Here is a 5,435-nt window from a genome sequence, read left to right as displayed (position 1 = left end):
CCCAGCCGCGATCAGACAACGTGGTCAGGATCGCGTGCGCGGTCGCTTGGGTCAGCCCGAGTTCGCGCACCACATCGGAGAACCGGAGCCGTTCTTCGGTGGCGGCGGCGAGCAGTTCGATCACATCGAGCACGCGCATGGTCGGTGGCGACGACGGAATGGCTTGACTTCCTTTCGCGAGGCTTCGTAGTCTGACTTCAGATTATCGAGATAGTATCTCGAATAATCGAGAACAGCCAAGTCCAAAGGAGTGCGCGGATGCGTGCGGTGGTGTTGCGTGACGGTCGGCTCGACGTGCGAGAGGTCGCCGACCCGGTGCCGGGATCCGGCGAGATGTTGCTGCGAACGTTGAGTACCGCGATATGCGCGTCGGACGTCCATTTCATGGATCACCCGGAGATGGGGATCGACGATCCGACCGGCCGCTCGCTCTATGACGCCGACCGCGACATCGTGCTCGGCCACGAGTTCGTCGGTGAGGTCATCGGGTATGGACCGGGCTGCGCCGAACAATTTCCGGTCGGCACGCGCGTCACCTCCCTTCCCATTCGGGTGGTCAATGGCGGCGCGGACGGCGTGCGGATCATCGGCCAGCACCCGGAGGCGCAAGGCAGCTTCGGTGAATTACTGGTGGTCGCAGAGACATTGGCCAAACCCGTCGACGGCGACGTATCAAGCGATGCCGCGGCTCTGACCGATGCGTTCGCCGTCGGCGAGTTCTATGTGCGTTCCGCGCGGATGGAGGCCGGCGAGATTCCGGTCGTCATCGGTGCCGGCGCGATTGGGTTGTCGGCGGTCGCCGCGTTGGCCGCCCGCGGTATCGAGCCGATCATCGTGTCGGACTACAACTCCGAACGCCGCGACCTCGCGTGCAAAAGCTTCGGCGCCCATGTCGCGGTGGATCCGGCGGAACGATCGCCGTTCGATGTGTGGCGGGAGCTGCGTGTCGAGCGCGGACTGTGGGGACCGATGGTTGTCTTCGAATGCGTCGGCGCGTCGGGCCTGATCCAGAAGATCGTCGACTCCGTCGATATCGGGACCCGGATCTATTGCGCCGGAGGCTGGTACACCGGAGACTCGCTGAACATCACCGACGCGACCCGCCAAGGCGTCACCATCCAATTCGGCGGCGGCCCGCACCCGCAGGACTGGTACGGCACACTTGACGCGATTGTCGCCGGGCGACTGGATCCGCTACCCAGTGTCGGAGCGGTCGTCGGTCTCGACGAGGTACCCGATGCCCTTGACTCGGCCCGAAAGTCCACTGGGCCGGCGCGAATCATCGTCCACCCGAACGGAGATGTGAAGTGAGCGAGCGAGAAGATCGTCAAGACATCGCTGAAGTGCTGCTGCGCTATGCGACGGGCATCGATCGCCGGGACTGGCCGTTATTCCGCACGGTGTTCACCGACGACTGCGAGCTGAACTACGGCGAGGTTGGTTCCTGGAAGGGCGTCGACGCGATCACGGAGTTCATGCAGCAGGCGCATTCGATGGCAAGCCACACCATGCACCGGTTGACCAATCAGGTGATCACCGTCGACGGCGACAAGGCGGAATCGCGAACCTATGTCGACGCGCTGATCATGGTGGGCGATAACAACTCCGGGGTCAATGCCGCCGGCTTCTACGACGACGAGCTGGTCCGCGGCGACGACGGCTGGCGGGTGGCCCGCCGCCGATTCATCCAGGTGCGGGTGGCCCCGGTGGGGGATCCGGCATGACATTCGCATCCAAGTACGGTCCGTGGGCGCTGGTGGCCGGCGCATCCGACGGTGTGGGCGCCGCGTTCGCCGAGGGGATCGCCGAGCGCGGCGTGAACGTCGTGTTGGTTGCGCGGCGCCAGGCTGTGCTCGACGAGGTGGCCGCCAGGATTGCCGATCGCACTGGCGCCCAAACCCGAACGTTGACAATCGATCTCGCTGAGCGCGACGCGGCGTCACAGGTGGCGAAAGCGACCACCGATCTGGAGATTGGATTTGTGGTGTACTGCGCGGGGGCCGATCCGAATTTCGCGCCGTTTCTGGCCAACTCGATCGAGACCGCGGAAGCGATGGTGCAGCGCAACTGCATCGTGCCGATGCAGTTGTGCCATCACTTCGCCCCGCCGATGGTGCAACGGGGTGGCGGCGGCATCGTGTTGTTCGGCTCAGGTGCCGGGCTCGCCGGCGGACCGAACATGGTGGCCTACGGTGCCACCAAGGCGTTCGACATGGTGTTCACCGAAGCACTGTGGAGCGAGTTGCACGACAAAGGGGTCGACGTGCTCGGGCTGATCCTCGGCAAGACTAATACACCGGCGCTGCGGCGACTCGAACACAGCCGCGGTCATCTGAGCTCTGAGGACACGGCGCCGCCGGATGCCGACAGCGTCGACCAGGTGATCGCCGAGGCGTTCGAAAACCTCAGTAACGGACCGACTTTGATGGTCGGCGAAATGATGCGCGCCGTCGTGCCGATGCTGGCGTCGCTGTCCCGCAACGAGGCCGTCAGGCTCATGACGCAAGCGCAGGCAGCGGCCATGGGCAGCGACTGACGCGTCAGTGGCCGACCTGTTTGATGAACACGCTGACCCGGTTGATCATCCCGTCGGGATTCCGTTCGAACACAAGGCATTCCGGATATTCGGTGGGCACACCGTCGGCCTCGAAGGTCTCGCTTAGCTCGACATAGCACAGCCGATCCGACGCGTGCGAGATCCGATGTACATCCAATCGGTAGCCCTCCGGCTCGGCGAACACGCCGCGCAGGAATTTCAGATACCGCTGCTTGCCCTCGACGACGTCGCAATAGGGACCCTCTCGGATCAGATCCTCGTCCGCGATCGTGGCGGCCAGGCCGTCCCAGTCGTGCACCGCCAGACACGCCAGATAGCGCTCGATCACGCCGGCGTCCTCAGTTTGACCCATTGGATATTCCTACGCTTGGCGAGCCGGGCCATCAATGCCAAACATCCCAGGCCCCTGAGGACCTGGGATGTTTGGCGATTGAGACCTACAGACCCAGGAAGGCCAGCGGGTCGATTGCGGAGGCAGCCGCAGTCGCCACGTCCAGACCACCGGTGAAGGCGTCGCCCGGGTCCAGCCCCTGGACGGCGTCGAACAGCGAGCCCAGGTCGATGTTTCCGAATGGCGTCACGAACGTGTCGGTGATGGTGTCGCCCGAGGCAGTGGCGCCTGCGATGTCGGTGTAGATGTTCTCGTACCCGCCGCCGAAGTTGAAGACGTCGTAAACCGATCCGACTGTCGGCAGATCCGCGGACGTGCCGGTGACGCTGTCGACAGTGAACTCCGTGTTGGTCAGGCCGAACAGATTGGTCACCGCCTCACTGGTGTCGATGCTTCCAATCTCAGTGGCGCCCGTCCCGGTGCCGTCGTAGACGTTGAAGTCCTGCGCCGCAAGCGGTACCGAACCAAAGCCGGCGCCAAGGCTGAGCGCACCGCCGCCGATCTGCAAAAACGGCGGAGCAGCAGTGAGTTGGACGACAGGGTCGAAGCCCTCGCCGCCGCTCGGAAGGTCCGTCACTTGGTCGGTCAACAAGGGGTCGAAGGTGGTGTCACCGATGCTGAAAGCGTCTGCACCGATGCTGCTGTCGCCGGCCTCTAATCCGGTGAAGGCGTCACCCGGGTTGAGCGGCGCCGCGGCGTCGACGCCGCCGAACAGCGAGTCCAGGTTGATGTCGCCGTTCGGGGTTACCAATGTGTCGGTGACGGTGTCCGGCGCGCCGTTGGCGCCCGGGATCGCGGTGTAAACATTCTCGTACCCGTTGCCGAAATTGAACGCGTCGTAGACCGATCCCACTGTCGGCAAGTCCGCGGCAGTGCCATCGCCAGTCGGGGTGGCGCTTTGGACGACCAGCTCCGTGTTGGTAAAGCCCAACAGGTCCGTGACATTCTCGCCGGCGTTGATCGTTCCGACATCGGTTGCGGCAGAGCCGGTTCCGCTGTAGACGTCGAGGCTTTGGGAATTGAAGAAGGTGCCCTGAAGCGTTCCGCCACCGATATCCAAAAGAGGCGGAGAAGCGGTGAGCGCGGGGATGGTGTCGAAGCCCTCACCTCCGGCCGCAAGGGTGGGGTCGAAGGTGAACCCGCCGATGCTGAAAGCGTCTGCACCGATGCTGCTGTCGCCGGCCTCTAGACCGGTGAAGGCGTCGCCCGGATTGAGCGGGGCGGCGGCGTCGAAGCCGCCGAACAGTGAGTCCAGGTTGATGTCGCCGTTCGGGGTCACCAATGTGTCGGTGACGGTGTCCGGCGCGCCGTTGGCGCCCGGGATCGCGGTGTAGATGTTCTCGTACCCGTTGCCCAGGTTCAGTGCGTCATACACCGATCCCACGGCGGGCAGGTCCGCGGCGCTTCCATCGCCGGCCGGGGTGACGCCTTCGACGGTGAACTCGGAGTTGATCATTCCGAAAAGGTCCGTCACGGTCTCGCCGGTATTAATGCTTCCCAGGTCGGAGCCGCTTGTCGGGTCGAACACGTCGAAGGTTTGCGGAGCAATGGTGAGGATGCCGAGCGGCGTCCCGCCGCCGATTTCCAGCAAAGGTGGTGCGCCGACGAGGGTTGAGACGGGGTCAAAGCCCTCGGCTCCGCTCGCGCTGATGGGGTCGAAGGTAAAGCTGCCGATCGTGAAGGCGTCGGCGCCAGTGGCGCTACCGACGTCGGCGGCGTCCGCCGCGGCAACTGCCACCTGCAGAAACGCGGTCGTCAACAGCCCGCCAGTGGCCGCCAAACCAGCCAGAATCAGGCGATTATGCATGTGTTCTCCTACTTGCTCGGATTCAGTGACGCAGGGCGGGCGTGGGGTTACTTGTGAGTAACGTCACCGGACATTACTCCGGAGTAATATTGAAGGTCAATATAAATTTCTTGGGCAAATCTCAGGTTGGAACGTACGTTCCCGCTAACTGACATCGCGTCAACAGGGCATATCCGACGAAAACGCGTGCCAAATCACAGCTCAGATCCGCAATGCAGCAAACAGCCCAATGATGCCCAGCCTGAGTCGATCCGGAGTATCACTAAGGCCAAGCTCAGTCGGCTACCGAGCCTGAACGCCAAACATCCCAGGCCCCGAAGGACCTGGGATGTTTGGTAGTGCTGGTTAGACCTGTTGGCTGATCCTCTTACAGACCGAGGAACGCCAGCGGATCGATTGCGGAGGCCGCGGAGCTCGCCGCGTCGAAGGCAGCGCCGGGGTCCAGCGCTGACACGGCGTCGATGCCGGCGACCAGGGAGTCCAGGTTGAGGTCGCCCCATGGCGTCACCAGGGTGTCGGTGACGGTGTCGGGCGCGCCGTCGACTCCCGGGATTGCGGTGTAGATGTTCTCGATACCGCCGCCGACGTTGAGCACGTCGTAGACCGAGCCGTCTGCCGGCAGGTCCGCGGCTGGGCCAGTGCCGCTTTCGACGGTGAACTCAGTGTTCGTCAGGCCCAAC

The 5,435-nt window shown here is 63.8% G+C and carries 7 protein-coding genes; 3 read left to right on the top strand and 4 right to left on the bottom strand.

The annotated features are described in order from the left end of the window. A partial coding sequence (locus VN856_RS02005) for a helix-turn-helix domain-containing protein (RefSeq protein WP_325685636.1) occupies window positions 1–133 on the bottom strand: 133 nt, incomplete at its 3' end. 134 nt (window positions 134–267) lie between these two features. Here VN856_RS02005 and VN856_RS02000 point away from each other — a divergent pair. The 3 genes from VN856_RS02000 to VN856_RS01990 are packed head-to-tail and all read left to right on the top strand — an operon-like array spanning window position 268 to window position 2,536. Next, the gene (locus tag VN856_RS02000; RefSeq protein ID WP_325685634.1) at window positions 268–1,311 is read left to right on the top strand and encodes a zinc-binding dehydrogenase; all 1,044 of its coding nucleotides are present in this window, start codon (window positions 268–270) and stop codon (window positions 1,309–1,311) included. Continuing rightward, complete coding sequence (locus VN856_RS01995) at window positions 1,308–1,724, top strand: nuclear transport factor 2 family protein (protein ID WP_325685632.1); 417 nt, start codon at window positions 1,308–1,310, stop codon at window positions 1,722–1,724. The genes VN856_RS02000 and VN856_RS01995 overlap by 4 nt, the downstream gene beginning before the upstream one ends. Beyond that, a complete protein-coding gene (locus VN856_RS01990) occupies window positions 1,721–2,536 on the top strand; it encodes an SDR family NAD(P)-dependent oxidoreductase (protein ID WP_325685630.1) in 816 nt (271 codons plus the stop codon). The genes VN856_RS01995 and VN856_RS01990 overlap by 4 nt, the downstream gene beginning before the upstream one ends. Window positions 2,537–2,540: 4 nt before the next feature. Here the strand turns inward: VN856_RS01990 and VN856_RS01985 are convergent, their stop codons facing one another. The 3 genes from VN856_RS01985 to VN856_RS01975 all read right to left on the bottom strand — a co-directional run. Further along, window positions 2,541–2,909: a nuclear transport factor 2 family protein gene (locus VN856_RS01985; protein ID WP_325685629.1), complete on the bottom strand. Its 369-nt coding sequence runs from the start codon at window positions 2,907–2,909 to the stop codon at window positions 2,541–2,543. A gap of 85 nt (window positions 2,910–2,994) precedes the next feature. Then, window positions 2,995–4,755 (bottom strand): hypothetical protein, encoded by a 1,761-nt coding sequence (locus tag VN856_RS01980; RefSeq protein ID WP_325685627.1) that lies wholly within the window; start codon window positions 4,753–4,755, stop codon window positions 2,995–2,997. Between the two features lie 367 nt (window positions 4,756–5,122). Next, window positions 5,123–5,435: hypothetical protein (locus VN856_RS01975; RefSeq protein WP_325685625.1), on the bottom strand; the 313-nt coding region annotated here is incomplete at its 5' end.

Source organism: Mycobacterium sp., assembly GCF_035603715.1.
In the GTDB taxonomy this organism is placed as follows: Bacteria; Actinomycetota; Actinomycetes; order Mycobacteriales; family Mycobacteriaceae; genus Mycobacterium.
The sequence above is the reverse complement of the archived record's forward strand: the minus strand, read 5'-3'. Positions and strand labels throughout refer to the sequence as shown.

Bases quoted from the DNA above. Each gene is read 5' to 3' on its own strand.
- VN856_RS01990 (WP_325685630.1), top strand. From the start codon at position 1,721: ATGACATTCGCATCCAAGTACGGTCCGTGGGCGCTGGTGGCCGGCGCA.
- VN856_RS01985 (WP_325685629.1), bottom strand. From the start codon at position 2,909: ATGGGTCAAACTGAGGACGCCGGCGTGATCGAGCGCTATCTGGCGTGT.
- VN856_RS01980 (WP_325685627.1), bottom strand. From the start codon at position 4,755: ATGCATAATCGCCTGATTCTGGCTGGTTTGGCGGCCACTGGCGGGCTG.